The sequence below is a fragment of the Microbacterium canaveralium genome (genome assembly GCF_047238045.1).
GTDB lineage: Bacteria > Actinomycetota > Actinomycetes > Actinomycetales > Microbacteriaceae > Microbacterium.
Window position 1 is genome coordinate 1320660 of record NZ_JBDFMA010000003.1, and the last position, 25491, is coordinate 1346150.

The 25491-nt window shown below is 69.8% G+C and carries 25 protein-coding genes; 22 read left to right on the plus strand and 3 right to left on the minus strand.

The features are described 5' to 3' along the window. Positions 1-2 precede the first annotated feature (2 nt). Positions 3-716 (plus strand): lysophospholipid acyltransferase family protein, encoded by a 714-nt coding sequence (locus tag ABC271_RS07195; RefSeq protein ID WP_412924214.1) that lies wholly within the window; start codon positions 3-5, stop codon positions 714-716. 9 nt (positions 717-725) lie between these two features. Then, positions 726-2063: a class II 3-deoxy-7-phosphoheptulonate synthase gene (locus ABC271_RS07200; RefSeq protein WP_412924215.1), complete on the plus strand. Its 1338-nt coding sequence runs from the start codon at positions 726-728 to the stop codon at positions 2061-2063. 68 nt (positions 2064-2131) lie between these two features. Here ABC271_RS07200 and pknB read toward each other — a convergent pair whose 3' ends face one another. Both pknB and ABC271_RS07210 read right to left on the minus strand, forming a co-directional pair. After that, a complete protein-coding gene (gene pknB / locus ABC271_RS07205; protein WP_412924216.1) occupies positions 2132-4078 on the minus strand; it encodes a Stk1 family PASTA domain-containing Ser/Thr kinase in 1947 nt (648 codons plus the stop codon). Between the two features lie 54 nt (positions 4079-4132). Beyond that, positions 4133-5119: a LysM peptidoglycan-binding domain-containing protein gene (locus ABC271_RS07210; RefSeq protein WP_412924217.1), complete on the minus strand. Its 987-nt coding sequence runs from the start codon at positions 5117-5119 to the stop codon at positions 4133-4135. A 136-nt stretch (positions 5120-5255) separates the two neighbouring features. Between ABC271_RS07210 and ABC271_RS07215 the strand changes: the two genes are divergently transcribed. Continuing rightward, positions 5256-5600, plus strand: a complete 345-nt coding sequence (locus tag ABC271_RS07215) for an Rv2175c family DNA-binding protein (RefSeq protein ID WP_412924218.1) — start codon at positions 5256-5258, stop codon at positions 5598-5600. A gap of 18 nt (positions 5601-5618) precedes the next feature. On the opposite strand, the gene ABC271_RS07220 is transcribed toward ABC271_RS07215, so the two are convergent. Further along, positions 5619-6710: a polyprenyl synthetase family protein gene (locus ABC271_RS07220; protein WP_412924219.1), complete on the minus strand. Its 1092-nt coding sequence runs from the start codon at positions 6708-6710 to the stop codon at positions 5619-5621. A 64-nt stretch (positions 6711-6774) separates the two neighbouring features. Here ABC271_RS07220 and ABC271_RS07225 point away from each other — a divergent pair, with 64 nt between their 5' ends. The 19 genes from ABC271_RS07225 to ABC271_RS07315 all read left to right on the plus strand — a co-directional run bounded on the left by ABC271_RS07225 (position 6775) and on the right by ABC271_RS07315 (position 25489). Further along, positions 6775-7161: a DUF3040 domain-containing protein gene (locus ABC271_RS07225; protein ID WP_412924220.1), complete on the plus strand. Its 387-nt coding sequence runs from the start codon at positions 6775-6777 to the stop codon at positions 7159-7161. A gap of 361 nt (positions 7162-7522) precedes the next feature. Then, complete coding sequence (mraZ, locus tag ABC271_RS07230) at positions 7523-7954, plus strand: division/cell wall cluster transcriptional repressor MraZ (RefSeq protein ID WP_412924221.1); 432 nt, start codon at positions 7523-7525, stop codon at positions 7952-7954. Positions 7955-8050: 96 nt separating this feature from the next. Further along, entirely contained in the window at positions 8051-9004 is a 954-nt protein-coding gene (rsmH, locus tag ABC271_RS07235) for a 16S rRNA (cytosine(1402)-N(4))-methyltransferase RsmH (protein WP_412924222.1), read from the plus strand. Then, positions 9001-9603, plus strand: coding sequence for a cell division protein FtsL (gene ftsL / locus ABC271_RS07240; protein ID WP_412924223.1), 603 nt, complete (start codon positions 9001-9003; stop codon positions 9601-9603). The genes rsmH and ftsL overlap by 4 nt, the downstream gene beginning before the upstream one ends. A gap of 4 nt (positions 9604-9607) precedes the next feature. Next, complete coding sequence (locus ABC271_RS07245) at positions 9608-11404, plus strand: peptidoglycan D,D-transpeptidase FtsI family protein (protein WP_412924224.1); 1797 nt, start codon at positions 9608-9610, stop codon at positions 11402-11404. Between the two features lie 52 nt (positions 11405-11456). Next, complete coding sequence (locus ABC271_RS07250; protein ID WP_412924225.1) at positions 11457-12869, plus strand: UDP-N-acetylmuramoyl-tripeptide--D-alanyl-D-alanine ligase; 1413 nt, start codon at positions 11457-11459, stop codon at positions 12867-12869. Continuing rightward, complete coding sequence (mraY, locus tag ABC271_RS07255; protein ID WP_412924226.1) at positions 12866-13972, plus strand: phospho-N-acetylmuramoyl-pentapeptide-transferase; 1107 nt, start codon at positions 12866-12868, stop codon at positions 13970-13972. Before ABC271_RS07250 ends, mraY begins: the two co-directional genes overlap by 4 nt. Then, entirely contained in the window at positions 13954-15489 is a 1536-nt protein-coding gene (gene murD / locus ABC271_RS07260) for a UDP-N-acetylmuramoyl-L-alanine--D-glutamate ligase (protein ID WP_412924227.1), read from the plus strand. The genes mraY and murD overlap by 19 nt, the downstream gene beginning before the upstream one ends. A gap of 17 nt (positions 15490-15506) precedes the next feature. Continuing rightward, positions 15507-16766, plus strand: coding sequence for a putative lipid II flippase FtsW (ftsW, locus tag ABC271_RS07265; protein WP_412924228.1), 1260 nt, complete (start codon positions 15507-15509; stop codon positions 16764-16766). Between the two features lie 55 nt (positions 16767-16821). After that, the gene (locus ABC271_RS07270) at positions 16822-17895 is read left to right on the plus strand and encodes a UDP-N-acetylglucosamine--N-acetylmuramyl-(pentapeptide) pyrophosphoryl-undecaprenol N-acetylglucosamine transferase (protein ID WP_412924229.1); all 1074 of its coding nucleotides are present in this window, start codon (positions 16822-16824) and stop codon (positions 17893-17895) included. A 104-nt stretch (positions 17896-17999) separates the two neighbouring features. Beyond that, on the plus strand, positions 18000-19406 hold the full coding sequence (gene murC, locus ABC271_RS07275) for a UDP-N-acetylmuramate--L-alanine ligase (RefSeq protein ID WP_412924230.1): 1407 nt from the start codon (positions 18000-18002) through the stop codon (positions 19404-19406). Between the two features lie 3 nt (positions 19407-19409). After that, entirely contained in the window at positions 19410-20336 is a 927-nt protein-coding gene (locus ABC271_RS07280; RefSeq protein ID WP_412924231.1) for a cell division protein FtsQ/DivIB, read from the plus strand. 150 nt (positions 20337-20486) lie between these two features. Continuing rightward, entirely contained in the window at positions 20487-21665 is a 1179-nt protein-coding gene (gene ftsZ, locus ABC271_RS07285) for a cell division protein FtsZ (RefSeq protein WP_412924232.1), read from the plus strand. Positions 21666-21729: 64 nt separating this feature from the next. Next, complete coding sequence (locus tag ABC271_RS07290) at positions 21730-22413, plus strand: YggS family pyridoxal phosphate-dependent enzyme (protein WP_412924233.1); 684 nt, start codon at positions 21730-21732, stop codon at positions 22411-22413. A 31-nt stretch (positions 22414-22444) separates the two neighbouring features. After that, positions 22445-22915 (plus strand): cell division protein SepF, encoded by a 471-nt coding sequence (locus tag ABC271_RS07295; RefSeq protein WP_412924234.1) that lies wholly within the window; start codon positions 22445-22447, stop codon positions 22913-22915. Positions 22916-22921: 6 nt separating this feature from the next. Continuing rightward, the gene (locus ABC271_RS07300) at positions 22922-23224 is read left to right on the plus strand and encodes a YggT family protein (protein ID WP_022877736.1); all 303 of its coding nucleotides are present in this window, start codon (positions 22922-22924) and stop codon (positions 23222-23224) included. A gap of 122 nt (positions 23225-23346) precedes the next feature. Then, positions 23347-23970 (plus strand): DivIVA domain-containing protein, encoded by a 624-nt coding sequence (locus ABC271_RS07305; RefSeq protein ID WP_412924235.1) that lies wholly within the window; start codon positions 23347-23349, stop codon positions 23968-23970. 9 nt (positions 23971-23979) lie between these two features. Next, positions 23980-24564, plus strand: coding sequence for a signal peptidase II (gene lspA / locus ABC271_RS07310; protein WP_412924236.1), 585 nt, complete (start codon positions 23980-23982; stop codon positions 24562-24564). Position 24565: 1 nt separating this feature from the next. Then, positions 24566-25489 carry an RluA family pseudouridine synthase gene (locus ABC271_RS07315; protein WP_412926116.1) on the plus strand — a complete coding sequence of 308 codons (924 nt, stop codon included), beginning with the start codon at positions 24566-24568 and terminating at the stop codon, positions 25487-25489. Positions 25490-25491 lie beyond the last annotated feature (2 nt).

Consider the following 25491-nt stretch of genomic DNA (forward strand, 5'->3'; position numbering starts at 1 on the left):
CGATGTTCTACTGGCTCATGAAGTACGTGGTCATCGGGCCGGTCATCAAGGCCGTGTTCCGTCCGTGGATCGTGGGCCGGCGCAACATCCCCCGCGAGGGGGCGGCCATCCTCGCCAGCAACCACCTGTCGTTCTCCGACTCGATCTTCCTGCCGCTCATGATCGACCGGCGCATGGCGTTCCTGGCCAAGAGCGACTACTTCACGGGCAGAGGCCTCAAGGGGTGGGCGACGCGGCTCTTCTTCACCGCCACCGGCCAGCTGCCGATCGACCGCTCCGGCGGAAAGGCCTCCGAGGCGTCGCTCAACACCGGCCTCGGGGTGCTCGGTCGCGGCGAGTTGCTCGGCATCTACCCTGAGGGCACGCGCAGCCCCGACGGGACGCTCTACCGCGGACGCACGGGCATCGCGCGCATGGCGCTGGAGGCGCGCGTCCCGGTGATCCCCGTCGTGATGGTGGACACCGGCGCCGTCATGCCCATCGGGCAGCGTCTGCCGCGCGTCGGTCGCGTCGGCATCGTCATCGGCGAGCCGCTCGACTTCTCCCGCTTCGAGGGGATGGAGAGCGATCGCTACATCCTCCGTTCGGTCACGGACGAGATCATGGTGGCGCTGCAGCGCCTCGGCGAGCAGCGTTACGAGGACGTGTACGCCTCGACGGTGAAGGACCGTCTGGCCAGCGCTCAGGCGGCGAAGGCCCCCGCGGCCCGCCACTAGACTTCAGGAGTGAATCAGCAGCTCCACGACCTCGACCACTGGCGGACCCTGCCCATCAAGCAGCAGCCCCAGTGGTATGACGAGGCCGCTGTGGCCGCGGCATCCGCCGAACTGGCCACCCTTCCACCGCTCGTCTTCGCGGGCGAGGTCGACAACCTCCGTGACCGCCTGGCCCGTGCCGCCGCGGGGCAGGCCTTCCTGCTCCAGGGCGGAGACTGCGCCGAGACCTTCGCCGGTGCGACGGCCGAGCAGATCCGCAACCGCATCAAGACGGTTCTCCAGATGGCGGTGGTCCTCACCTATGGCGCATCGATGCCCGTGGTGAAGATGGGGCGCATGGCGGGTCAATTCGCCAAGCCCCGCTCCAGCGACACCGAGACGCGCGGCGACGTGACGCTCCCCGCCTACCGCGGCGACATCGTCAACGGCTACGACTTCACCGAGGAGTCGCGCAAGGCCGACCCCGCGCGCCTGCTGAAGGGCTACCACACGGCCGCGTCCACCCTGAACCTTATCCGCGCCTTCACGCAGGGCGGATTCGCCGACCTCCGCGAAGTGCACAGCTGGAACAAGGGGTTCGCGAGCAATCCCGCGAACCAGGCGTACGAGAGCATGGCGGCCGAGATCGACCGCGCGATCAAGTTCATGGAGGCGGCGGGCGCGAACTTCGACGAGCTCACGCGTGTCGAGTTCTACACCGGCCACGAGGGCCTGCTCATGGACTACGAGCGTCCGATGACGCGCATCGACTCGCGCACGGGGCTCGCCTACAACACGTCCTCGCATTTCCAGTGGATCGGCGAGCGCACGCGCGAGCTCGACGGTGCGCACGTCGACTACTTCTCCAAGATCCGCAACCCCATCGGCGTCAAGCTCGGCCCGACGACGACGGCCGAGACGGCGCTCGCCCTCATCGACAAGCTCGACCCCGAGCGCGAGCCCGGGCGACTGACGTTCATCACGCGCATGGGCGCGGGGAAGATCCGCGACGCTCTGCCGCCGCTGCTCGAGGCCGTGCAGGCGTCCGGCGCGACGCCGCTGTGGGTCACCGACCCGATGCACGGCAACGGGATCACGACGCCCACGGGGTACAAGACGCGTCGCTTCGACGACGTCGTCGACGAGGTCCGTGGATTCTTCGAGGCGCACCGCCAGGTGGGCACGCACCCCGGTGGCATCCATGTCGAGCTGACGGGCGACGACGTCACCGAGTGCCTGGGCGGGTCCGAGATGATCGACGAGGCCACGCTCGCGACGCGGTACGAGAGCCTGTGCGACCCGCGTCTGAACCACCGTCAGAGCCTGGAGCTGGCGTTCCTCGTCGCCGAGGAGCTCGAGAACCGCTGACCACGGCCCGCACGACGACGCCCCCGATCCTCGCGGTCGGGGGCGTCGTCTTTCGCGTGGAGCGGGTCCTAGAGCGTCGGGGTCAGCGTGACGGTACTGCCCTGCGGGGCGGTCGTACCCGCCTTCGGGTTGGTCGAGCGCACCTTGTAGATGTCCCAGTACTTGAAGCCGAGGGGGAGGGTGCCGTCGTCGATACCGGCGTTGACCTCGAAGCCGAGGCCCTGCAGCGTGTTGACGGCCTCGCGGATGGTCATGCCGACCACGTTCTCGGGGATGAGGACCGGGCGCGGTCCGATCGACACGTTCAACGTGACGGTGTCGCCGGGGCGCCAATTCCCGCCGCCGTCGCGATCGTTGATGCCGATGACGGTGCCGGAGGGAACCGAGTTGCTGTACTCCTCCGACGTCGTGGTCTGCAGCTGGGCATCGCCCAGGGTCCGTTCGGCCTGCGCGGTGGTGAGGCCCGCGACGTCCGGAATCGGCCCCAGGGAGGTGACGAGCGCGGCGGCGTCGCCCTCGAGGACGGTGCAGCCCTTCGTGCAGTCGATCGCGTCGCCCCCGGCGCGCGGTGTCACGGTGGCACCGAGGACGGTTCCAGCGGCGGCGTCGGTGAACTCCTGCGTCGTCCCGGACACACCGACGAAGGCGGACCCGAGGATGCCGTTGACCTCGTCCGTGCTCTTGCCGGCGAGTTCGGGCAGGTCGTGCGAAGCCGGGCCCACGGAGACGAAGACCGTGACGACCGTGCCCTTGTCGAGGCGCGTGTTCACGCCGGGATCCGAACCGACGGTCGTCCCCGCGGGGATTTCGCGGTCGTTGACCTCCTGCGGCTGCGCGGCGAGCTGCTCCTGCGTCAGCAATGCCTCGGCATCCGCGAAGCTCATGCGCGAGACGTCCGGGACGGCGACGAGGGAGCCCGGGCCCGACCCGAACCACCACCCGGCCGTGGCCGCACCCGCGGCGAGCATCAGGACGAGAGCGAACAGCCAGATCCCGCGGGTGGTGCGCCGCCGCGTGCGCTGACGCAGCCGCGTGGCGTTGTCGACATCCTCGGTCGGGGCGGAGGGCGTCACCGCCGTCTGGGGCAGCACCTTGGTCAGTTCGCGGGAGTCCGCGGAGGTGGACGCCGCCGTCCCGATGGAGACGGCGCGGGCGACCTGCGGCGCCAGTCCGAGCTCTTTCTCGATCTCGCGCAGCCGCGCCAGCATCGTGCCCGCGTCGAGCGGGCGCTCGGACGGCTCGCGCTCCGTGGCCCAGAGGACCAGTTCGTCGAGCTGTTCGGGGACACCGGAGTTCTTCGCGGAGGGGCGCGGAACCGAGTCGGTGGCGTGCTGGTACGCGATCTGCATGGGCTGCTCGCCCTTGTACGGCTGCTCGCCGACGAGCATCTCGTAGAGCATGATGCCGAGCGAGTAGATGTCGCTGCGGGCGTCGGCCGTGCCGCGGGTCACGAGCTCGGGGGCGAGGTACGCGATCGTCCCCATGAGCTGGGCACCGCTCGCGGTGTTGGCGGTCGTGGCGCGGGCGAGACCGAAATCGCCGATCTTGATGCGCCCGTCCTCGGCCAGGAGCACGTTCTCGGGCTTGACGTCGCGGTGGACGATGCCGGCCCGGTGGGCGGCCGCGAGCCCCGAGAGGATGGCATCCATGATGGTCAGGGTCTGATCGACCGTGAGGCGCTTGTGCTCGCGGAGGAGTTCGCGCAGGGTGATGCCCGGCAGGTACTCCATGACGAGGTAGGCCATGTCGCCGTCCTGGCCCTGGTCGAAGACGTTGACGACGTGCGGGTCCGACAGGCGGGCCGCCGAGCGCGCCTCCTGGATGAATCGGCTCTGGAACACGGTGTCGTCGCTGAGGTGGCCGTGCATGACTTTCAGCGCCACCCGGCGCTCGAGCCGCAGATCTGTGGCGACGTACACGGTCGCCATGCCGCCGCGCGCGATGCGCGCGCGTACCCGGTATCGGCCGTCGACGAGACGGCCGATCAGCGGGTCGGCCTGCTGACTCGTGCTCACGGGTCGAGTCTACGGAGCGCCCCCTGGGAGCCCGGGGAGCGGCTCACCTTCGCATCAACCGAGAACGGCGAGCCAGACCGTCGCCGGGGACTCCCACTGTGCGTATCGATCGGGGTAGGCCGAGATCTGCACGGCCTGGGCGGCGTCGGCGTAGGACATGCCTTCCCACCCGGGGATGTCCAGCAGTCCGCGGGTCGCCGAGCCGTTCGGGTCGTCCGCACCGCCGTAGAAGGCGCGGGTCGAGTGCTCGCGGTCGAGGATCTGTTCGGGGCTTCCCCAGCCGCTGCTCGGTCGCTGCTGGAACAGTCCGAGCGAGTCGCGGTCGCCCCAGTCGAGGTTGCGCAGCCACGACTCCTGCATCGCGGTGCCGAGCGCGATCGCGATGCCGCGGTCGGACACGCCCAGCTCGCGACCGATCCGAATGAGGAGCCGGGCGTTGTCGGACTGTTCGGCGTCGAGCCCGGGAGCCGTCGCCGGGCCCGCGGATGCCACGCTCCCGGCCGACGTGTCGGCGCCGGGCGCGGGGATCTGCAACGTCTCGCCGGGGTAGATGATCGATGCGCGTGTCAGGCCGTTCGCGGCCAGAACGGCGTCGGTCGACACGCCGTTGGCAGACGCGATCGCGGAGACCGTGTCGCCCGCGTTCACCACGTGAGCCCGCGCTGGCGCGGGAGCCTCACTCGCCGGGGGAGCCGAGACCGCGGCGGGGGCCAGGACGAGCACCTGGCCCGGGCGGATCACACTGCCCCCGTCCAGGCCGTTCGCAGCGAGCACGGCGGCGGTGTCGAGGCCGTGGGCGCGGGCGATCGCCCACACGGTGTCGCCGGGCTGCACGGTGTACGACACCGGTGCCGACGCGGCCGCGAGGACGGGGCCGCCCACGGTCAGCGGCGCCGGGGGAACGGCAGAGAGCGCGGGCGTGGGCGGGGTGGCGTGCGCGGCGTTCTCGCCCGAGAGGGCGAGGGCGATCGTTCCGGCCACGGCTGCGGGCCAGACCGTCAGGGCGCGCGGGCGCACGGGTGCAGCAGGGAGTCGTCGCATGGTGGGGGATCCGTTCTTCCGACTGCCCGACACGGTCGCACGGCGTGAGACGGATGTCAACGCACGGTGATCGTGTGACTCATGTGACGGGGGCGATCATCGCCGGAGGACGCGGCGGGGATGAGATAGTGGCACGGTGACCGAAACACCCCGCTTCGCAACCGAATGGCTGACTCTTCCCGACCTCGTCGAGGTGCTGGGGGAACCGCTCGGACGCGTGCGCCGCTTCCTCGACGAGAATTACCTGGTCGGTTCCCGCCGGGACGGCGTGCTGCGCGTCCCCGCGGTGTTCATCGTCGACGGCCGCCCGCTCTCCTCGTTGCGCGGCACGATCATGGTTCTGCACGACGCCGGCTTCGACCCCGACGAGACGATCGACTGGTTGCTCACGCCCGAGGAGACGATCGGGGTCGCGCCGATCGAGGCGCTCCTCGCCGGCCGCAAGAGCGAAGTACGCCGCGTGGCGGCCACGCTGGCCTGAGCCAAGCGCTCCGGCGGGTCAGGATGAGCGCCGGGTTGCGGCGCGCGCCAGTACCCGCAGCTCCTCGACGGCCGCGTCCCCCAGGTGCGCCCCGTCGAGGGCGTCCTCTGCCTGACGTTCGTACTCGGCGATGAGTTCTTCGGTCCGCTCGAGCGCACCGGTGGCGACGATGGCGCGCTGGAGCTCGCGGATCTGGGAGGCGTCGAGGGCCCGATCCCCGAGCATGCCGTCGAGATCGGCACGCCGGTCGTCGGGCAGCGCCTCGCGCGCGTAGGCGACCAGCACCGTGCGCTTGCCCTCGCGCAGGTCGTCGCCGGAGGGCTTGCCGGTCACGGCACTGTCACCGAAGACGCCGAGAACGTCGTCGCGCAGCTGGAACGCCATACCGATGTCGTGTCCGAAGCGACCGAGGGCGTCCAGCTGGCTCTCGTCCGCACCCGCGAGAGCGGCTCCGATCTGCAGCGGCTTCTGGATGCTGTACCGCGCCGACTTGTACGAGGCCACCCGCAGGGCCCGCTCGGCGTGGGCGTCGTCGTCGTGCACGGCGTACGCCGATTCCTCGGCGACGTCGAGGAACTGGCCGATCGTGACGTCACGACGCATCTGCGCGTACTGCCGTCGGGTGGGTCCGGCGGTGGGGAGCCCGTCGAGGGACTCTTCGAGAAGGTCGTCGCTCCAGGCGACCAGGAGGTCGCCGAGCAGGATGGCGGCGGAGCGCCCGAAAGCCTCGGCGTCTCCGGACCATCCGGCCTCGAGGTGCGTCGCCTGGAGGGCGCGGTGTGCCGCGGGCTGGCCGCGGCGCGTATCCGAGTTGTCGATCAGATCGTCGTGGACGAGGGCTGCTGCCTGGAAGATCTCGAGGGCCGCGGCGACCCCGATCGCGGCACCGTCGGTGGCGAGGGGCGCGGTGTCGGCCACCTCTTCCACCGCGCGGCGCCCCGTGAGCAGGAATCGTGCCCGGAGGCGCTTGCCGCCGCGCAGGGAAGACGCACCCGCGCGGGCCATTTTTTCCGCCTCTTCACCGAGGCTGGAGGCGTACGATATCTGTTCAGACACGAACTTGTCGAGTCGCTGGGAAACAGCCTCGATCGGTTCCGGGGAGCTCGGCACGGGCCTAGCCTAGTGATCCTCGCCCCACCTAGAATTGAACGTACTGAGCAACAGAGGGGGATGCATGCCACTCTCCGAACAGGAGCAGCGCCTGCTGGACGAGATGGAGCGCCATCTCATGAGTAACGACGCCGACGTCGTCACGGCCCCCAGTCGTGCGCTCAGTTACCGCAACATCGTCCTCGGCTCGATCCTCGTGCTCGCCGGGCTCGGCGCCCTGATCGCGGGTGTCTCGATCGGATTCAACACGGGTGTCCTCGGCATCGCCGTGGGCGTCGTCGGCTTCCTGGTCATGGTCGCCGGCGTCGTGTTCGCGGTCACGCCGACCCGCAACTCTTCTCGTCTTCCGTCGGCCCGCCCGGCCTCGGGCGCGCGGGCCCCGCGTGCGTCGGGCGCCTCCTTCATGGATCGCATGAACGATCGATGGGATCGGCGCAACGAGGGTCACTGATTCCCCACAGCGTTTCAAAGAACACCGGCTCTTCGGAGCCGGTGTTTTTTTGTGCCCTGCTGCGCATCGAGCTACGGCACGGCCGCCCGGCGGGGCATTGTGAGCGCCTCAGGTGAACCCCACGCCCGGGTCGCGTGAGCCCGGGATCGCTCCCTTTTCCTCCACCGCGACGCTCGGACTGCCCCGGCCGCGGCCGAATTTCGCGGAATCTCGCGGATGCCGGACGTGCCGCGCGAGTGATCGACAGACCATACACGTCCCACGATCCCTGGGAAAGCCCGGCATTCTGATAGCAAAGTGGAGGGCGGTGGAGTAAAGTGGGGGAAACTTCGCAGGCCGGACGAAGGGGGTGGACGCCCGAATGCTGCTCGGCACGCATACCCCCAAGCTCGACGACAAAGGGCGCGTCATCCTGCCCGCGAAGTTCCGGGACGATCTCGGCGCCGGAGTGGTGATCACCCGGGGGCAGGACCGCTGCCTCTACGTGTTCAGCACCGAGGAGTTCGAGCGCGTCCATGAGCGGATCCGCGAGGCCCCGCTCAGCAACAAGCAGGCCCGCGACTTCCTGCGCATGTTCCTCTCCGGGGCGAGCGCCGAGAAGCCCGACAGCCAGAACCGCATCACCGTCCCCCCGGCGCTGCGCGCCTATGCCGGACTCGACCGCGAGCTGGTCGTGACCGGCGTCGGCGCTCACGCCGAGATCTGGGATGCCACGGCGTGGAACGCCTACGCCGAAAGCAACGAAGAGACCTACGCAGAGCTGGAGCAGGAGGTGATCCCGGGATTGTTCTGATCGCCGGCTGTGATTCCCAGCCGCACGCCCTGACGCACTTCCCCGGCGCCAGGTCGAGCGGATGGGGATCAGAGCCCGCGACCTCGCCCCGTCATCATGGACATCCGCGACATCCACACCCCGGTCCTGCTCGAGCGCTGCGCCGAGCTGCTCGCCCCCGCGCTGCGCCGCGACGGTGCCGTGTTCGTCGATGCGACGCTCGGCATGGGCGGGCACTCCGAGGCGTTCCTCGAGCGGTTCCCGACGTCGCGGCTCATCGGTCTGGACCGTGACACCGACGCCCTGCGCATCGCGGGGGAGCGTCTGGCCCGGTTCGATGGACGCACGACGTTCGTCCACACCGTCTACGACGGCATCGCGGATGCCGTCGCCTCGGCCGGAGTCGACAAGGTCGACGGCATCCTCTTCGACCTGGGCGTTTCGTCGCTCCAGCTCGACGAGGCATCGCGCGGTTTCGCGTACGCGCAGGACGCTCCGCTGGACATGCGCATGGATCAGACCTCGGGCGTCACGGCCGCCGAGGTGGTCGCCACTTACGGCGAGGGCGACCTGCGCCGCATCTTCGAGCGCTATGGCGAAGAGAAGCTGGCGGCTCGCTACGCCCGCGCGATCATCGCCGCGCGCCAGCAGGCGCCCCTGGAACGTTCGGGACAGCTCGTGGACGTGCTGCAGGCGGCGACGCCCGCCGCGGTGCTGCGCGAACGGCATCCGGCCAAGCGCGTCTTCCAGGCTCTGCGGATCGAGGTCAATGCCGAGCTCGCCGTCCTCGAGCGGGCGATCCCGGCGGCGCTGAGCGTGCTCGGCGTGGGCGGGCGCATCGTCGTGCTCTCGTACCAGTCGCTCGAAGACCGTCTGGTCAAGCGCGTGTTCGCCGAGGCGTCGGCATCCACCGCTCCCCGGGGACTCCCCGTGGAGCTGCCGGAGCACGCGCCGAAGTTCCGGTTGCTCGTGCGGGGAGCCGAGCTCGCCAGTGACGACGAACGCGCGGCCAACCCGCGCGCCACCCCCGTGCGTCTGCGCGCGGCCGAGAGGATCCAGGAGGACGCATGAGCGCTCCCCAGACCATCGACGCGGCGTTCCTGCCGGAGTTCCCCGTCCCGGTGCGCGAGCCCCGGCGCCTGCACGTGGTGGATGCGCCCGCGCGTCGTCGGGTCCCGCGTCGCGCGTTCGGTGTCATCGCCGTGCTCGGGGCGGTCACGATCGCGCTCGTGCAAATGGGACTGTCGATCCTCACGACCCAGAGCTCCTTCGAGATCGCGTCGCTCACGCAGCAGCAGCGCGATCTGACGTACCAGAAGCAGATCCTCTACGACGAGGTGGCGGGGCTGAATTCGCCCCAGTACCTGGCCGCCAACGCCGCGGCACTCGGAATGGTCATCGACGAGACCCCGACGTACCTGCGGCTGAGCGACGGTGCCGTCATCGGGGCGGGCAAGCCCGCCGAGGGCGCTTCCTCCGTGGATGCCATGGGTCGGGGGTCGGTCCGCAACGCCCTGATCTCCGGCGTCCCCCTCGTCACCGACCCGCAGAAGGCCGCGGGGCCGGCGCCGTCCACCGACGCCGCGCCCGCGGACGCGGCCGCTCCGACGGCGAGTTCGGCGACACCCCCACCGATCAGCGACGGTCTCCCGACCCCCGCGACACGATAAGCCCATGACGACGACGCTTTCCCGCTCCCCGCGACGTCGCACGGTGGTGGCTCTCTCGATCGTGCTCATCGTGCTCATCGCCTTCGTCGTCCGGCTGGTCGACATCCAGGTCGTGAACGCGCGCGAACACGTGGACGACTCCCTCGCCATGGGATTGCAGGACTCCCGCACCGTCTACGGTTCGCGCGGCTCGATCGTCGACGAGAACGGTGTGACGCTCGCTGCGAGCGTGCTCCGCTACGACGTGCAGGTCGATCCGATGCTCGCCGCCCAGGGGCTGGTCTCGCGCGAAGACGACGGCTCGACGCGGGTCGAGGCCACATGGTCCGACCTCGCGGCCAAGATCGCCGGCATCCTCGGTCAGGATCCGGCCGCGGTGGAGAAGGTCGTGACGGATGCCGTGGCAGCCGACCCCGACTCGCGCTACGCCATCATCGCGAAGGACGTCTCCACGGAGCAGTACCGCGCGCTCGCGGACCTCGGACTGCCGTTCCTCGTCTTCCCGCCGAAGGCGGGTCGGGTGTACCCGGATGGCGCCGTCGGGGGCAACCTCCTGGGCTTCGTCGGCGGCGACGGGCAAGCGCTCGCGGGCCTCGAGCTCGCCGACAACGACTGCTTGTCGTCGCAGGACGGGAAGGTCGTCTTCCAGCAGGGGCGCGACGGCGTCGTCCTGCCCGGGACGGAGGTGGAGACCGAGCCCGCCGTCGACGGTGGCACCCTGAAACTCACGATCGATCGCGATCTGCAGTGGTACATGGGCCAGCTCATCGCCGAGCAGGTGCAGAACACCGGATCGGTGCGCGGCGCCATCACGGTCGTCGAAGCGAAGACGGGCAAGGTGCGCGCCCTCGCCGAGTACCCGACGGTGGACCCGAACGACCCCACCGCGACCCCTGCCACCGAGCGCGGGAGCTGGGCGTTCACCGACCCCAACGAGCCGGGATCGACCTTCAAGGCCCTCACCGCGGCGATCGGTCTGGACAGCGGCTCCTTCACCAGCGACACCACCGTCACGGCATCGTCGAGCGAGACCCTCCGCGGCGGAGCGCGGGTCACGGACTCGTTCGCGCACGGGGCGAACAACTACACCCTCACCGGCGTGCTGATCGATTCGTCCAACGTCGGCATCTCGAAGTTCGCCGACAAGATCCCCGCTCAGACGCGATTCGACTACCTGCAGAAGTTCGGCATCGGTTCCCCGACGGCCATCGACTTCCCAGGCGAGTCCGACGGCATCCTGCACCCCGTCCAGGACTGGGGTGACCAGACCTTCTACAACACCGCGTTCGGTCAGGGTCTCGCGGTCACCATCCCGCAGCTCGTCGGCGCGTACCAGACGATCGCCAACGGGGGAGTGCGGATGCCTCTTTCTCTGGTGGAGAGCTGCACGGCCGCCGACGGAACCGTCACCGACGTCCCGTCCACCCAGGGCGAGCGCGTCGTCTCGGCGGACACCGCCTCGAAGGTCTCGCAGATGCTCGAGAACGTCGCCACCCAGGGAACGCTCGCCTCGCAGGTGGCCGTCCCGGGGTACCGCGTCGCGATCAAGACCGGAACCGGTGAGAAGACCGACCCGAACACCGGCGCGTACAAGCCCGATGCCTACTTCACTACCATGATCGGCTTCGCCCCCGCGGACGACCCTCAGTACATCGTCGCCGTCAACCTCGACGAACCGCGGACGGTAAAGTCGTCTGCGGCCACGGCTCCCGCCTTCCAGAAGGCGCTCACCCAGGTGCTCAAGAACTACCGGGTGATTCCGTCCGGAACCACTTCCCCCGAACTGCCCAAGTTCGGCTGACACGCCGGATGCCGGTCTCCTCCCGACACGGAAAGGGCGTCCGTACACAGCAATGATCTCCACCAGCCTCTCCCACATCGCCTCCGTGCTCGGGGGCCGCCTCGTCCTCCGCGGCGACGACACGCCGGACACCCTGGTCGCCGGACTCGTCGACACCGACTCGCGCCTCATCGAGCCCGGCGGCATCTTCGTCGCCAAGCCCGGCGAGACCACCGACGGACACCTGTTCGTCCCGGCCGCGATCGAGCGCGGAGCTGTGCTTGCGCTCGTCGAGCGCGAGCTCGACGAACCGGTCAGCCAGGTCGTCGTGCCCGATGTCGTCGCGGCCCTCGCCGAGCTGGCACGCGACGTCGTCGCGCGTGTGCGCGCGAGCGGCGATCTGCGCATCGTCGGCATCACCGGTTCCAACGGCAAGACGACGACGAAGAACCTCCTCGCCCGCATCCTCGAGGACGAAGGCCCCACCGTCGCGCCCCGCGCCTCGTTCAACAACGAGGTCGGCGCGCCGCTGACGATGCTGCGGGTGACGGAGGACACCCGGTTCCTGGTGAGCGAGTTCGGTGCCAGCGCACCCGGCGCGATCGCGCGTCTCGCGGGTCTCGTCACGCCGGACATCGGCGTCGTCCTCATGGTCGGGATGGCCCACGCCGGTGGGTTCGGGGGCATCGAGGCGACCTTCCACGCCAAGAGCGAGCTCGTGCGCGCCACACGCGAGGGCGGACTGGCCGTCCTCAACGCCGACGATCCGCGTGTCGCGGCGATGGAGCCCATCGCCCGCGAACGCGGGCAGGACGTCCGCTGGTTCGGCCGCGGCGATCGCGCGCAGGTGCGTGCCCTCGACGTCGAGGTCTCGGCATCCGGCACGCGCGCACAGCTCGTCGTCGACGGCGAGGAGCACACGTTGACCCTCCGCGTGCTGGGCGAGCATCACGTCATGAACGCCCTCGCGGCTCTCGCCGCGGCGACCGCGCTGGGTGTCACGGCGGCCGACGCCATCGCGCGCCTCGAAACCGTCGAGATCGCGGAGCGCTGGCGCATGCAGCCGCTCGGTTCCGACCGAGTGCGCATCATCAACGACGCGTACAACGCCAGCCCCGACTCCATGGCCGCAGCGCTGCGTACACTCGCGCAGATCACCGGGCCGGAGGAGCGCACCGTGGCCGTCCTCGGGGCGATGAGCGAACTCGGCGAGTACGCCGACGAGGAGCACGATCGGGTCGGGCTGCTGGCCGTGCGCCTGCGCATCCAGCGGATCGTCGTCATCGGTCAGGACGCCCGGCGCATGTACCTCGAGGCCATCGCCCAGGGCTCGTGGGACGGTGAGGCGGTGTTCTTCCCGGATGCCGACTCCGCCTACGACTACCTCCTGGGTGAGCTGCGCGACGGTGACCGTGTGCTGGTGAAGTCGTCCAACTCCGCCGGGCTCAGGTTCCTCGGCGACCGTCTGGGAGAATCGTTCGCGTGAGATCACTTCTGACATCCGCGGGGATCTCTCTGGCCTTCACGCTCTTCCTCACTCCGGTGTTCCTGCGGGGATTCCGGAAGTGGGGCTGGGGACAGGTCATCCGCACGCCCGAGAACGTGCACAACCCGTCGCACGGTGCCAAACGCGGGACGCCGACCATGGGCGGCACGATCTTCATCCTCGGCACGATCATCGGGTACTTCATCGGCGCGTACGCCGGCAACAACCCGCCGACCGTGTCGGGTCTGCTCGTCCTGTGGTTGATGCTGGGTTTCGGTGTCGTCGGGTTCATCGACGACTACATGAAGGTCCGTTTCCAGAACAGCCTCGGACTCTCGGGGTGGCGCAAGATCGCGGGTCAGGTCATCGTCGCGGTGCCGTTCGCCATCGTCGCGCTGAACTTCCCGAACGCGTACGGGCAGACACCCGCGTCCGAATACGTGTCGATCTTCCGCGACATCCAGGTGCTGTCGCTGTTCGCGCTCGGACCGATCCTGGGGTGGCTGCTCTATCTGGCGTGGATCTCCCTGATCGGAACCGCGGCCTCCAACTCCGTCAATGTCGCCGACGGACTCGACGGCCTCGCCGCGGGCTCGGGCATCTTCGTGGTCGGCGCCTACAGCCTCATGGCGTTCTGGCAGAACAAGCAGATGTGCGCCGACGTGCTCGATGCCTCCGTGCAGGCCGGATGCTATGCGGTGCGCGATCCCTTCGACCTGGCGATCGTGTCGGCCTCCTTCGTGGGCGCGCTCGTGGGTTTCCTGTGGTGGAACGCCCCGAAGGCGAAGGTCTTCATGGGCGACTGCGGCTCGATGGCGATCGGCGGCGTGATCGCCGCGATGGCGATCCTGACCCGCACCGAGCTCCTCCTCGTCCTCATCGCCGGCGTCTACGTCATCGCTTCGGGGTCGGTGATCCTGCAGAGGATCTACTTCAAGATCACGCGCGGCAAGCGGCTCTTCCTGATGAGTCCACTGCACCACCACCTCGAGATGCGCGGGTGGCCCGAGGTCACGATCGTCGTGCGCATGTGGATCATCGCCGGGCTCCTGGCCGTCTCGGGTGTCGGATTCTTCTACGTCGAATGGCTGGCTCGGGTATGAGCGCGGAGCGGGTGGCATCCCTGCACAGTTGGTATGCGGAGTGGCGCGGTCTGAGAGTCGCGGTGCTCGGCCTGTCTGTCACGGGCTTCTCCGCCGCGGACACCCTCGCCGAGCTCGGGGCCGAGGTGCTGGTCGTGACGGAGAAGGCCGATCCCGAGTACGCGCGGCTCGTGCCGGTGATCGGAGCGGAGCTGCACATCGGCCCGCTCGGCGCCGTGCCCACCGTCCTCTCCGACTTCGCGCCCGATGTCGTGATCGCGTCCCCCGGCTTCCCGCCGACGCACCCGCTCATCGCCTGGGCTCAGGACAACGGCATCCCGCTGTGGGGGGACGTCGAGCTCGCGTGGCGCGTGCGCGACAAGGTGGTGCGGCCGGACGGACGCCCCGCCGACTGGATCCTCATCACGGGCACGAACGGCAAGACCACCACGACCCGCCTGACCGCCGAGATGCTCGTCGCGGGCGGTCTTCGCGCCGTTCCCGTCGGAAACATCGGCACACCCGTGCTCGATGCGGTCCGCGACCCGAACGGATTCGACGCGCTCGTCGTCGAGCTGTCGAGCCACCAGCTCTGGTACCTCAACCTGCAGACCGGCCCCGACGCGCTCTCTCCCCACGCGGCCGTGTGCCTCAACCTCGCGGACGACCACCTCGAGTGGCACGGCAGCTTCGCCGCCTACCGGGATGCCAAGGCCGGCGTGTACGCCCGGACCCGCGTCGCGTGCGTGTACAACAAGGCCGACGTCGTCACCCGCGAGATGGTCGAAGAAGCGGAGGTCGTCGAGGGCGCCCGCGCCGTCGGGTTCGACCTCGGCGTTCCGGGACCGAGCGACCTCGGCGTGGTGGACGGCATCCTCGTCGATCGCGCGTTCCTCGAGGAGCGGGCGACCTCGGCCCTCGAGCTCACGACCGTCGCCGACCTGGCCGAGCACGGCCTCGCCGCGCCCCACATCGTGTCGAACATCCTGGCCGCCTCCGCGCTCGCCCGATCCCTGGGCGTGGCGCCGGCCGACATCCACGACGCCCTCGACCGCTTCCGTCTCGATCCCCACCGCATCCAGGTGGTCGCCGCCCACCGCGGCGTCACGTGGGTCGACGACTCCAAGGCGACCAACCCGCACGCGGCGGGGTCGTCGCTCGCGGCCTATCCTCAGGCCGTGTGGGTCGTCGGGGGACTCCTGAAGGGCGTCGACGTCACCGAACTCGTGCGTACCCGTGGCTCCGACGCCCGCGCCGCGATCGTCATCGGCACCGAGCGCGGTGACATCGTGGCCGCGTTCGAACGACACGCCCCGGCGGTTCCGCTCTTCGAGGTCGACCACACCGAGACTGAAGACGTCATGGCACGGGTCGTCGAACTGGCGGCCGACGTGGCCCGGGACGGAGACACCGTGCTCCTGGCTCCCGCGGCGGCGTCGTTCGATCAGTTCAGCTCCTACGCCGACCGAGGCGAGCGATTCGCCGAGGCGGTGCGGGCGTGGATCACCGGTCAGGATGACGGCACCGCACGACCGTAGGACGAGGGGAACACCGCGTGACCACCACCGCACCCCCGCCCCGCCAGTCTCCGGATAGCGAGCCGGCCCGTTCCGGCCTCGCGGCCCGCGTCTCCCTCGGCCGCGCGTTCCAGCCCGTCCCGAGCGAGTTCCTGCTGATCGCGTCCGCGGCGCTGCTCCTCACCGGCTTCGGGCTGGTCATGGTGTTGTCGGCGACCTCGGCCGCCGACGGAGGGCAGAACCCCTTCGACCACGTCCTCAAGCAGGGGATCTTCGCGGTGGTCGGCATCCCGCTGATGTTCGTCCTCAGCCGGGCGCCCATGCAGTTCTGGAAAGGCATCGCGTGGCCCGTCCTCATCGCGGCGACACTGTTCCAGCTGCTCGTGTACGTCCCGGGCCTGGGCATCGAGTCGTACGGAAACCGCAACTGGGTGCAGATCGCCGGCTTCCAGTTCCAGCCCGCTGAGTTCCTCAAGCTCGCCCTCGCCCTGTGGATGGCCACGGTCCTCTATCGGAAGCGCCGCCTGCTGACCTCGTGGAAGCACGTGTTCATCCCGGTCGTCCCGGTGGCGGTGCTCGTGATCGGGACGGTGCTCGGCGGTCGCGACCTCGGCACGGTGATGATCCTCGTGCTCGTCGTCCTCGGCGCGCTGTTCTTCGCCGGGATCAAGCTGCGGATGTTCATCGTCCCCGCGGTGCTGTCGATCGCGGTCGTCCTGCTCTCCGCCTTCGGCAGCGAGAACCGCATGGCGCGCATCGCCAGCCTCTTCGACCCCGACGACGCCTCCTGCTACTACACCTCCTGCTACCAGTCGCTGCACGGCGTGTGGGGTCTGGCGAGCGGGGGAGTGCTGGGCCTGGGCCTGGGCAACTCGAAAGAGAAGTACGACTGGCTCCCCGCGGCGGCGAACGACTACATCTTCGCGATCATCGGGGAAGAGCTCGGGCTCATCGGCTGTCTCGTCGTCCTGGTCCTCTTCGCGCTCTTCGCCGTCGGCGCGTTCCACGTCGTCCGTCGCACCGACGACGCGTTCGTGCGCATCGTCGCGGGGGGGATCACGCTGTGGATCGTCGGTCAGGCGCTCGTGAACGTCGGAGTCGTGCTCCGCATCTTCCCGGTTCTGGGCGTGCCGCTGCCGTTCATGTCGCAGGGCGGGACGTCTCTGCTGTCGGTGCTGATCGCGTGCGGCGTCTTGCTGTCGTGCGCCAGGACGCTGCCTGATCGACGCGCCGTCACGGCCACCCCGGTACGGGCGACCAGGCGTCGTCGCACGAGCTCGGCGCAGCCTACCGAGTGACCGCGCGCGGGTGGCCGTGGCATCCGGGGTCCGTCGCTCTCGTTAGGGTCGAAGGGTGACGACCACCCTTCTGGCCGGCGGCGGAACCGCCGGGCACGTGAACCCGCTCCTCGCTGTCGCCGACGGCCTCCGTGCCCGCGCATCCGACGACGACGTGCTCGTTCTCGGGACTCGCGAGGGGCTCGAGGCGCGACTCGTGCCGCTGCGCGGGTACGAGCTCCTGTTCGTCGACAAGGTGCCTTTCCCGCGGCGTCCCGACCGAGCGGCCGCGGCGTTCCCGTCCCGGTTCCGTCGAGCGGTGGCCCAGGTGCGTCGCATCATCCGCGAGCGCGGTGTGGATGTCGTGGTCGGCTTCGGCGGGTACGCCTCGGCGCCGGCGTACGTCGCGGCCCGGTGGGAGCGCGTTCCTTTCGTCGTGCACGAGGCCAACGCCAAGCCGGGGCTGGCGAACGTCCTGGGCGCGCGCGCGGCGGCCGGTGTGGGTGTGGCGTTCGAGGGCACTCCCTTGCGCGGGGCCCGCGTGGTCGGCATGCCGCTGCGCCGCGAGATCGTCGAGCTCGACCGGGACGCCCTGCGTCCCGAGGCCGCCGCGCATTTCGGGCTGGATGCCGCGACCCCCACGCTCCTCGTGTTCGGGGGGTCGCTCGGGGCGCAGCGTCTGAACGAGGCGTTCGGCGGGGCGTGGCGGGACGTGCTCGGTGCCGGGTGGCAGGTGCTGCACGTCACGGGCGAGAAATCCGACCTCCCGGATCCCGGCGTCGCGGGCTACGCCGTCGTCCGGTACGTCGATCGGATGGACCTCGCCTTCGCTCTGGCCGACTTCATCGTGTCGCGTTCGGGTGCGGCCACGGTGAGCGAGATCAGCGCGCTCGGCATCCCCGCGGTCTACGTCCCCTATGCGGTGGGCAACGGCGAGCAGAGCTTGAACGCCGGCTCCGCGGTACGCGCGGGAGCCGCGCGCCTCATCCCGGACGCCGAGTTCACCGCCGACCGCGTGCGGAGCGAGATCGTTCCTCTGCTGGCCGACGCCGACGGGCGGGCGGCGATGCGCGCCGCGGCGGATCGGACCGGAACCCGCGCGGGCACCGAGAACGTCATCGAGCTCGTCGACGCGGCGCTCTCCCGCTGAGAAGGCCGGCCCCTCCGCGCGCGCTGCCGGCCCGGGCGCGGGCGTCGTCGGCACGGGCGCGCCGGGCCCGGGCGGTCGCTCGCGCGACGTAGGATCGCAAGGTCATGATCAGACCCGACCTGAGCCTCCCCATCCCCGAGACCATCACCTCCGCGCACTTCATCGGAGTGGGCGGCTCGGGCATGTCCGGACTCGCGCGCATGTTCCTCGACCGCGGCATCCGGGTCTCGGGTTCCGACCGCTCCGACAGCGCCGCGTTGCGCGATCTCGCCGCCCACGGCGCGACGGTGTACGTCGGTCACGACGCTGCTCACCTCGGCGACGCCGACACCGTTGTGCACACGGGAGCCATCTGGCCCGAGAACCCCGAGTTCGTCACGGCCAAGGAGCGCGGCCTGCACGTGATCCACCGTTCACAGGCTCTGCACTGGCTCATCGGTCAGCGGCGTCTCGTCTCGGTCGCCGGCGCGCACGGCAAGACCACCTCGACCGGCATGATCGTCACGGCGCTGCGCGAGCTCGACGCCGACCCGACGTTCGTCAACGGTGGCGTCATCGCTGACCTCGGAGCATCCAGCGGCACCGGGTCCGACGAGCTGTTCGTGATCGAGGCCGACGAGTCCGACGGCACGTTCCTGCTGTACGACACGTCGGTGGCGCTGATCACCAACGTCGACCCTGACCATCTCGACCATTACGGCTCCCGCGAGGCCTTCGACGCCGCGTTCGCGCGCTTCGCCGACGCCGCTCGTGAGGCCGTCGTCGTCTCGGCCGACGACCCGGGCGCGCGCATCGTGACGGAACGTCTGACGCACACGAACGTCGTCACCTTCGGCGAAGACGCTGCGGCCGACGTACGGCTGAGCGGCATCCGCACCGACGGTCCCGTCTCCTTCACGCTCGCCGCCGACGGCGAGAGCGTCGATGTCCAGCTGCGGGTTCCCGGAGCGCACAACGCGGTCAACGCCGCCGGTGCCGTCGCGGTTCTGCGTGTGCTCGGGTACGGCCTGGCCGAGGCCGCTCGCGCCATCGAGGGGTTCGGCGGCACTGTGCGCCGCTTCGAACTGCACGGCGTCGAGCGCGGCGTGAGCGTGTACGACGACTACGCGCATCACCCGACCGAGGTCGCCGCCGCGCTCTCCGCGGCGCGCACCGTCGTCGGCGACGGGCGCATCATCGCGATCCAGCAGCCGCACACGTACTCGCGCACTCAGGAGATGTACCGCGAGTTCGCCGAGGTCCTGGAGTCGCTCGCCGACCACACGGTGATGCTCGACGTCTATGGCGCGCGTGAAGATCCCATTCCCGGCGTCACGGGCGAGCTCGTGAGCACCGCGTTCGCCGACCCGGCCCACGTCCACTACGTGCCCGACTGGCAGAGCGCCGCGGACTACACCGCGCACATCGCGCGTCCGGGCGACTACGTCATCACGCTCGGCTGCGGAAACGTGTACCAGATCATCCCGCAGGTGCTCGAGGCGCTCTCCCGCACCGAGGCCGCGGCGGTCTGAGCCGTGCGTCGACCCTCGCCCCTCCCTCCGACTCCCGGGTCGTCGCCCGGGGCGTCGCAGGATGCCGAGAAGGTCACGACCGCTCGCTCGTCCCGGGTCGTCCAGGGGGAGGTCCTGCCCCTCCCCTTCCCGGCCGACCCTGGCGAGGCCCCGTCGGATGCCGCCGACCTGGGGCTGCGCGACGTGTGGCGCGCGTCACGGGCGCGGCGGCGTGCGCTGCGGGCCGAGGTTCGGCGCTTCACTGTCCGCCAACGTCGGCGTCGGCGCATCTGGATCGGTGTCGGCATCGCTTTCGTCGTCATGGTGCTCGGCACCGCGGGTGCCGCGTACAGTCCGCTTTTCGCCGTCGAGCGCGTCGATGTCGTGGGGACCTCTCAGCTGGATGCCGGGGCCGTCGCCGATGCGCTGAGCGGTCAGGTGGGCACACCGCTCGCGATGGTGGATGAGAGCGCGGTCAAGGCCGCGCTCGTGCGCTTCCCCCTCGTGGAGTCCTACACGCTGGAGGCCCGCCCGCCCCACGACTTGATCGTGCGCGTCGTGGAGCGGACGCCGGTCGGCGTGGTTCAGACCCCGGCGGGATTCACGCTCGTGGACGCGGCCGGGGTCGTCCTGTCGACCACCCCGACCGCGCCTGGCGGGCAGCCCGTGATCGAGGTGTCGGGTGGCACGAACGGCGAGCCGTTCCACGCGGTCGGCCGCGTCATCCGGGCCCTTCCCGACGGCATCCGTTCGCAGGTGACCGGTGTCACCGCCACGACGCCCGACGACGTGACGCTGACTCTCGGTGCGACGGAGACCAAGGTGGTCTGGGGGAGCGACGACCGGTCGGCCGAGAAGGCCCGCGTCCTCGACCTGCTCATGCAGAAGAGTCCGCCCGATCGCACGCGCGAATACGACGTCACCTCGCCCGAGGCCGGCGTCCTCCGCTGATCGTCTCCGAGATAATCCGACACGCCGCGTGTCGGGCGGGCGTGACGGAGGCGTCCGCATACCTTCGAGCTAAGGAATTGCATACCGGGCAATTCTTTAACCCTCAACATGAGGTTTAGAGTTTCAGGTTCGGGGATAACGGAGGCCGGCATGAGCCAGAATCAGAACTACCTCGCCGTCATCAAGGTGGTCGGTGTGGGCGGAGGTGGCGTCAACGCCGTCAACCGCATGATCGAGCTGGGCTTGCGCGGCGTGGAGTTCATCGCGATCAACACCGACGCCCAGGCATTGCTGATGAGCGATGCCGACGTGAAGCTCGATGTCGGACGCGAACTGACCCGCGGCCTCGGCGCCGGTGCGGATCCCGAGGTCGGGCGTCGCGCGGCCGAGGATCACGCGGAGGAGATCGAGGAGGCGCTGCGCGGCGCGGACATGGTCTTCGTCACCGCCGGCGAGGGAGGCGGAACGGGCACCGGTGGTGCGCCGGTCGTGGCCAAGATCGCCAAGTCGATCGGCGCGTTGACCATCGGCGTCGTGACCAAGCCTTTCTCGTTCGAGGGTCGCCGACGTCAGAGCCAGGCCGAGGCGGGTGTCTCTCGACTGAAGGAAGAGGTCGACACCCTCATCGTCGTCCCCAACGACCGCCTGCTCGAGATCAGCGACCGCGGCATCTCGATGATCGAGGCGTTCGCCACGGCCGACCAGGTGCTCCTGGCCGGTGTGCAGGGCATCACCGACCTCATCACGACGCCGGGTCTCATCAACCTCGACTTCGCCGACGTCAAGTCGGTCATGCAGGGCGCGGGCTCCGCGCTCATGGGAATCGGATCGGCGCGCGGCGCCGATCGTGCCATTAAGGCTGCCGAACTCGCCGTCGAGTCGCCGCTCCTCGAAGCCTCCATCGAAGGAGCGCACGGTGTCCTGCTGTCGATCCAGGGCGGATCGAACCTCGGCATCTTCGAGATCAACGACGCGGCCCAGCTGGTGAAGGAGGCCGCGCACCCCGAGGCCAACATCATCTTCGGAACCGTGATCGACGACACCCTCGGCGACGAGGTACGCGTCACGGTCATCGCGGCGGGCTTCGACGGCGGCGGACCGTCTCTGCGCATCGAGCCGGTGGGCGCGCAGCGACCGGTCTCGGCGCCGGCCGTTCCGGCGATCCCCGCCGACGACGTCGCGCGTGACCTCAACGCCGCCGAGGAGCAGAAGGCGCAGGCGCCCGAGCGCGCGCCCGAGCCCGCCCCCGTGGCTGCACGCGTCCCGGACACGTCCTACGACTCGGGTTTCGCCGATGACGACCTGGACGTGCCCGACTTCCTCAAGTGAGCACGAACGTCTGACGCAGCGGGTCCGGTGACACCGGGCCCGCTGCGTCGTCGAAGGAGAACCCATGGATGCCGCCCTCGCCGACCGGCTCGCCGACGTCGATGCGCGGATCGTCGACGCTGCCCGCGGCGCCGGCCGCGACCCCGACGAGATCACCCGGATCGTGGTGACCAAGTTTCATCCGGTATCCCTCATCTCCGACCTCTACGCGCTCGGCGTCCGCGACGTCGGAGAGAACCGTCAGCAGGAGCTCACCGCGAAGCACCGCGAGGCGGGTGGTCTCGCGGGGCTGCGGTGGCATTTCATCGGTCAGGCCCAGACGAACAAGGCCCGTGCGGTGCGTGCGGCGTCGGACGTGGTCCACTCCCTCGACCGGACGAGACTCGCCGATGCGCTCGACGCTGCGGGTGAAGGTACGGCGCTCGATGTGCTCCTGCAGGTGAATCTGACCGACGATCCCGCTCGTGGGGGCGTCGCCCCGGCGGATGTGGAGGCGTTGGCGACCCACGTGATCTCCCGCGAAACCCTGCGGGTCCGCGGCGTCATGGCGGTGGCCCCGCTCGACGAAGATCCGGCGCGTGCCTTCGAGCGCTTGCGCGCATGCTCCGACGTCGTGAGGCGGGTCGCGCCCGACGCGACCTGGATCTCGGCCGGCATGACGGGAGATTTCCCCGCGGCGATCGCGATGGGCGCGACACACCTGCGGATCGGCTCCGCAATCACGGGTCCGCGCCCCCCTCGCGACTAGCCTCGAAACAGACGAGCGAACGGAGGATGCGATGTCGAACCCGCTCAAGAAGACGATGGTGTACCTGGGCCTCGCCGACGAGGAGGAGACCTATGAGGAGACTGCCCCGCAGCCGGTCGCGCGCAAGCAGTCCGCGCAGCCCGCGCCGGTCGAGAAGGCCGCTCCGGTGACCCCTCTGCACCGGCCCGCCGTGGTGCGGCAGCCGGCCGCCGGCCCCGTGAGCGAGATCCTCACCGTGCACCCCAAGCAGTATCGCGATGCGCAGACGATCGCCGAGAACTTCCGCGAGGGGATCCCGGTCATCATCAACCTGTCGCAGATGAGCGACGCCGACGCGCGCCGCCTGATCGATTTCGCGAGCGGTCTGTCGCTCGGTCTCTACGGACGCATCGAACGGGTCACGAGCAAGGTCTTCCTGCTCTCGCCCGAGAACATCGCCGTCTCCGGCGAGGGTGCGATCGCGCAGGCCGATCCCGAGGCCGCCCCGTTCGCGTCCCAGTAAGCGATCGTGGCCGTCCTGAGCCTGGTCGGCTCCATCCTCAGCGCGCTCCTCTTCATCTACATCGTTCTCCTGTTGGCCCGGTTGGTCCTCGAGTACATCCCGATGTTCAATCGCGAGTGGCGCCCTCGTGGCGCCATGCTGGTGGTGGCCGAGATCGTGTACACGGTCACAGACCCACCCATCCGGCTCCTTCGGCGGGTGATTCCGCCCCTGCGGATCGGCGGGATCGCGATCGATTTCGCGTTCGCGATCACAATGTTCGCGTGCTTCCTGCTGTTGAGCGTCACGCGGTCGCTCGCCGCTCTGTGACCCTGCCATAGCCGTCGCCCTTCGACACCGGAGAAGGGCGGCGGCTATGCTGTTCCGAAGCGGTGTGCCCCGGTGCGACACCCCCCACGTTCCGATTCAGAGCTCTCGAAAGAGGAATCACCATGGCACTGACCCCCGATGATGTCGTCACCAAGCAGTTCCAGCACGTGCGTTTCAAGGAGGGCTTCGACCCCGACGAGGTCGACGACTTCCTCGACGAGATCGTCGTCGAGTGGCGTAAGACGATCGCCGAGAACGAAGAGCTGAAGGCCAAGCTGGCCGCGTACGAGTCCGGCGACGCAGCCCCCGCTGCGCCCGCGGCCGAAGCGCCCCAGGCTGAGGAGCCCGTCGTTTCCGAGGTGCCGGCTCCCGCTCCCGCTCCCGCCGCGGCCCCCGCCGCCGAGTCGGACGTGGCTCCCGCCGCGCAGAGCGCCGGCATCATCGAGCTGGCTCAGCGCCTGCACGACGAGCACGTCGCCGAGGGCAAGGCGCAGCGCGACCAGCTCATCTCCGAGGCTCAGGCTCAGGCGGCATCCATCGTCGCCGAGGCCGAAAAGCAGGGCCGCGATGAGCGCGCCCGTCTCGAGCAGGAGCGCACGACGCTCGAGGGCCGCATCACCGAGCTGCGCAACTTCGAGCGCGACTACCGTTCGCAGCTGCGCACGTACATCGAGGGCCAGCTCCGCGACCTCGACACCGCCGGTTCGTCGTCGGGCTCGACGCCCGTGTCGGCGATCGGTCTGTAGGCCGACTCTTTGCGCAGTCGATCTCCTCTGCGTTCGGCGGCGGCCGGCGCCCTCGTTGCGATCCTCGCGGCGACGGTGCTGGCCGCCGACCAGTTGGCGAAGACGCTGGCCATCGCCAACCTTCCGCCCGAGCGGGTGGTACCGGTCATCGGCGAAGCCCTGCAGCTGTATCTCGTCCGCAATCCGGGGGCGGCGTTCTCGCTCGGCGAGAGCGTCACGTGGATCTTCACGATCGCGCTCGCGGTCGTGGCCGGCATCATCGTGTACCTCGCCGTTGCCCGGGTGCGTTCGCGTCTGTGGGCCGTGGTCCTCGGACTCCTCCTGGGCGGTGTTCTGGGGAATCTGAGCGACCGGCTGTTGCGTGCGCCCGGCTTCCCGGTCGGGCACGTCGTCGACTTCATCTCCACGCCGTGGATGATGCCCGCGATCTACAACGTCGCCGACATCTTCATCGTGTCGATGATGATCTCCGTGGCGCTCCTGGTCCTCTTCGGTCTGCGGCTCGACGGCACGCGAGAGACGCGTGCTACCCGCGCGGCCGCAGACGCCGCGGACGAGCCGGTCGAGACCCCCGGTGAGCAGGGCGCGCGCTGACATGGACTCGCGGAGTCTGCCCGTTCCCGACGGGCTCGAGGGAGCGCGCGTCGACCAGGCCTTGGCCAAGATGCTCGGTTTCTCCCGCACCTTCGCAGCCGAAGTGGCCGATGCCGGCGGGGTGACCGTCGACGGGCGCACGGTCGGTCGTTCCGACCGCCTCCGCGCCGGGACATGGCTCAGCGTCGAGTGGGAGCCCAAACGCGACCCCGAAGTGATTCCGGTCGAGGTCCCCGACCTCGGGATCGTCTGGGATGACGACGACATCGTCGTGGTCGACAAGCCCGCCGGAGTCGCGGCGCACCCGTCCGTGGGGTGGGAGGGACCGACCGTCCTCGGCGCCCTCGCGGCCGCGGGCTTCCGGATCGCCACCAGCGGCGCCGCGGAACGCCGCGGGATCGTGCACCGTCTCGACGTCGGGACGAGCGGCCTGATGGTCGTCGCGAAGACCGAGCGCGCGTACACGCTGTTGAAGGCGGCGTTCAAGGACCGCACGGTCGACAAGATCTACCACGCGGTGGTTCAGGGCCACCCGGACCCGCTCGCGGGCACGATCGACGCGCCCATCGGGCGACACCCCCATCATTCGTGGAAATTCGCCGTCACACCCGACGGCAAGGACTCCGTGACGCATTACGAGACCCTCGAGGCGTTCCCGCGCGCCTCCCTGCTCGAGATCCACCTCGAGACCGGGCGGACGCACCAGATCCGCGTCCACATGGCCGCTCATCGGCATCCCTGCGCGGGGGATCCGCTCTACGGGGCCGACCCCACGCTTTCGGCGCGTCTGGGTCTCACGCGCCAGTGGCTCCACGCTCACCGACTCGCCTTCGCGCATCCGGCGACGGGGGAGTGGGTCACCTTCGAGTCGCCCTACCCGGCGGACCTGCAGCACGCGCTGGACGTGCTGCACGACGGCGTCTGACG

Excerpts from the sequence above, each read along its gene's own strand:
- ABC271_RS07195 (WP_412924214.1), top strand. The coding sequence starts at position 3 with ATGTTCTACTGGCTCATGAAGTACGTGGTCATCGGGCCGGTCATCAAG.
- ABC271_RS07210 (WP_412924217.1), bottom strand. The coding sequence starts at position 5,119 with ATGCGACGACTCCCTGCTGCACCCGTGCGCCCGCGCGCCCTGACGGTC.
- ABC271_RS07225 (WP_412924220.1), top strand. The coding sequence starts at position 6,775 with ATGCCACTCTCCGAACAGGAGCAGCGCCTGCTGGACGAGATGGAGCGC.
- mraZ (WP_412924221.1), top strand. The coding sequence starts at position 7,523 with ATGCTGCTCGGCACGCATACCCCCAAGCTCGACGACAAAGGGCGCGTC.
- rsmH (WP_412924222.1), top strand. The coding sequence starts at position 8,051 with ATGGACATCCGCGACATCCACACCCCGGTCCTGCTCGAGCGCTGCGCC.
- ftsL (WP_412924223.1), top strand. The coding sequence starts at position 9,001 with ATGAGCGCTCCCCAGACCATCGACGCGGCGTTCCTGCCGGAGTTCCCC.
- ABC271_RS07245 (WP_412924224.1), top strand. The coding sequence starts at position 9,608 with ATGACGACGACGCTTTCCCGCTCCCCGCGACGTCGCACGGTGGTGGCT.
- ABC271_RS07250 (WP_412924225.1), top strand. The coding sequence starts at position 11,457 with ATGATCTCCACCAGCCTCTCCCACATCGCCTCCGTGCTCGGGGGCCGC.
- murD (WP_412924227.1), top strand. The coding sequence starts at position 13,954 with ATGGCTGGCTCGGGTATGAGCGCGGAGCGGGTGGCATCCCTGCACAGT.
- murC (WP_412924230.1), top strand. The coding sequence starts at position 18,000 with ATGATCAGACCCGACCTGAGCCTCCCCATCCCCGAGACCATCACCTCC.
- ftsZ (WP_412924232.1), top strand. The coding sequence starts at position 20,487 with ATGAGCCAGAATCAGAACTACCTCGCCGTCATCAAGGTGGTCGGTGTG.
- ABC271_RS07290 (WP_412924233.1), top strand. The coding sequence starts at position 21,730 with ATGGATGCCGCCCTCGCCGACCGGCTCGCCGACGTCGATGCGCGGATC.
- ABC271_RS07295 (WP_412924234.1), top strand. The coding sequence starts at position 22,445 with ATGTCGAACCCGCTCAAGAAGACGATGGTGTACCTGGGCCTCGCCGAC.
- ABC271_RS07305 (WP_412924235.1), top strand. The coding sequence starts at position 23,347 with ATGGCACTGACCCCCGATGATGTCGTCACCAAGCAGTTCCAGCACGTG.
- ABC271_RS07315 (WP_412926116.1), top strand. The coding sequence starts at position 24,566 with ATGGACTCGCGGAGTCTGCCCGTTCCCGACGGGCTCGAGGGAGCGCGC.